The following is a 2970-nucleotide window of genomic DNA, read 5'->3' as shown; positions in this document are numbered from 1 at the left end:
GAAATTATCCGGCGTCACGAAATCTGGCGAACTACTTTTCCAGTGGTAGACGGACAACCAGTGCAAATTATTCACCCAGCGACTCATCTTAAATTGCGGGTGGTGGATCTCCAGCATCTTCCTTATTCGTCAAGAGAAGCAGAAGCGCTTCGGTTAGCAACAGAGGAAGTCAGACAACCTTTTGACTTAACAAAACTGCCGCTATTGCGAGCGAGTTTAATCAGATTGGGCGAGACAGAACATCGGTTATTCCTAACTCTGCATCACCTAATTTTTGATGGCGTTTCTCTATATAATGCTTTCCTGCAAGAATTGGCAGCACTTTACGAAGCATTCTGTGCGGGTAAACCTTCTCCCTTGCCAGACTTGCCAATTCAGTATGGCGATTATGCTTACTGGCAGCACCTATGTACCGAGGAATATTTGCAAAATCAGCTCGATTATTGGCAGCGGCAGTTAGCAGATTTACCAACATTACAAATGCCGACCGATCGACCTCGACCCGCAGCAGAAACTTTCCGAGGTGCGAGATATTCTCTAGCATTACCCAAACAGTTAAGCGAAGATATCAAAGCACTTAGCAGTCGGTCAGGAGTAACCTTGTTCATGACCCTGCTGGCAGCATTCAAAACTTTGCTGAGCAGATATGCTGGACAAGACGATATTCCCGTTGGTGTGGTTATCTCCGGTTCTAATCGTCCGGAAATTCAAGAACTGGTTGGCTTCTTTATTAATATTTTGGTTTTGCGTTCCGACCTTTCGGGAAATCCCAGTTTCCGACAATTATTAGAACGGGTGAAAGAAGTAACCTTGGGTGCTTATGCTAACCAAGATGTACCTTTCCAAAAGTTAGTGAAAGAACTGCGACCCGATCGTCATTTATCCGGACATCCCCTGTTTCAAGTTATGTTTCTCCTCGAACCGCCGACACCTGCATTAGATTCGGGGTGGAACCTCAGACCGCTAGATGTGGATACGGGTACGGCGAAGTTGGATTTAACTGTTTCCTTAGACGACAAACCAGAGGGATTGATCGGTTACTTCCAATACAATACAGATTTATTTGATGCGGCGACGATCGATCGCATGGCAGGACATTTTCAAACTTTGCTAGAAGGTATTGTCGCCAATCCCGATCGCCAACTCTCCGAATTACCTTTACTAACAGCAAAAGAGCAGCAATTGCTCCTAGAATGGAGAAGCGATCGTCAGATATCGGGAATAGAAAATAACTTAATTCCCAAAGATTCCTGCCTTCATCAATTGTTTGAGGCGCGAGTGCAGCAGACACCAGACGCCGTGGCGGTGGTTTTTGAGGGGACGCAGCTAACTTACCGACAACTGAATCGGCAAGCCAACCAATTGGCCCATTACCTGCAAAAATTGGGCGTTGGCCCAGACGTACTGGTGGGAATGTGCTTAGAACGTTCTTTGGAAACGATCGTAGGCATTCTGGGTATCCTGAAAGCTGGTGGGGCTTATGTCCCGTTAGATCCCGCCTATCCGGAAGAACGGCTGGCTTTGATGTTGGAAGACTCGCAAGTTTCGGTGTTGCTGACGCAGGCGCGGATCGCTAACACGCTGACCGCACAAAAAGCTAAAGTAGTTTGCTTAGATGCAGACTGGGAAACGATCGATCGAGAAAGCGATACTAACTCGAATAGTTCAGTAAAACCCGACAATTTAGCTTACGTTATTTACACTTCCGGTTCTACAGGCAAACCTAAAGGTGTGCTGGTAAATCACTCGAATGTAGTTCGTTTGTTTGCCGCGACAAATGAGTGGTTTGAATTTAACGAAGGGGATGTGTGGACGCTGTTCCATTCATCTGCATTTGACTTTTCAGTTTGGGAACTCTGGGGCGCTTTAATTTACGGTGGGCGTTTGGTAGTAGTGCCCTACTGGGTAAGTCGATCGCCCGAACAATTTTACAACCTTTTGTGCAGCGAAGGAGTAACAGTCCTCAATCAAACTCCTTCTGCTTTTCGCCAATTGATGCAGGTCGAGGAATCTTTGGGCGAAGTTAAAAAGCTGGCACTTCGCTTCGTAATATTTGGCGGAGAAGCTTTGGAAATCCAAAGTTTGAAACCTTGGTTCGATCGACACGGGGACGAGTTACCGCAGTTAGTCAATATGTACGGTATCACGGAAACAACTGTCCACGTCACCTATCGTCCGCTGACAAAGGCCGATCTTAACTGTAGGGGAAGTGCGATCGGTATTCCTATCCCCGACTTGCAAGTTTACATCCTCGATCGATACTTACAACCTGTACCTATTGGCGTTCCGGGTGAATTATATATCGGTGGTGCAGGTTTAGCGCGAGGCTATCTCAACCGTCCCGAATTGACTGCCCAAAAATTTATTTCCAACCCGTTTAATGATTTGGGATTGTCAGATTCCAGTCCCAATCCAAAATCGGAAAAACTCTACCAAACGGGAGATTTAGCGCGTTATCTGTCGGATGGTAAGATTGAATATCTAGGCCGCATAGATAACCAAGTGAAGATTCGCGGTTTCCGGATCGAGTTGGGAGAAATTGAGACAGTGTTGGGGAAACATCCCGACGTGCGGGAAACAGTAGTAATGGTTGGCGAAGATGTACCGGGCGATAAACGTTTGGTGGCATACATTGTTGCCAAACATCAGCCAGAAAGAGTGCCTTATCAAGCTTCGTGTTTGGTAGAATTTGGCGGTACAAATTCGGCAATAGCCCGCACAGAGGATATCTCATTCGGTGGTATTTGTCTGGAAAACGTGCCAGATATCGCTCCCGGTCAAGCTGTTCGACTGCATCTGCAACTACCCGGTTATAGCGAGGAAAGCTGGTTATCGGGAACTGTTGTTTGGCAGTACGAAGAACGCACGGGAATTGAATTTAAGCGGGAAGAAGAACAACAAAATATAGTTCGGGAAAGCGTTAAATACCTTTTGACAGATCGAGGCTTTTTGAAAGTTTGGCAACGCACG

At 46.4% G+C, this 2970-nt stretch carries 1 protein-coding gene; it reads left to right on the top strand.

What is annotated here, in order from left to right:
- On the top strand, positions 1 to 2970 hold a 2970-nt coding region (locus H6S82_RS26950), incomplete at both ends, for a PilZ domain-containing protein (protein WP_191057010.1).

It is taken from the genome of Planktothrix sp. FACHB-1355, from assembly GCF_014748295.1.
Taxonomy (GTDB): domain Bacteria; phylum Cyanobacteriota; class Cyanobacteriia; order Cyanobacteriales; family Aerosakkonemataceae; genus Aerosakkonema; species Aerosakkonema funiforme_A.
Note: the sequence above shows the minus strand (reverse complement) of the source record. Positions and strands in the feature narration are given on the sequence as shown.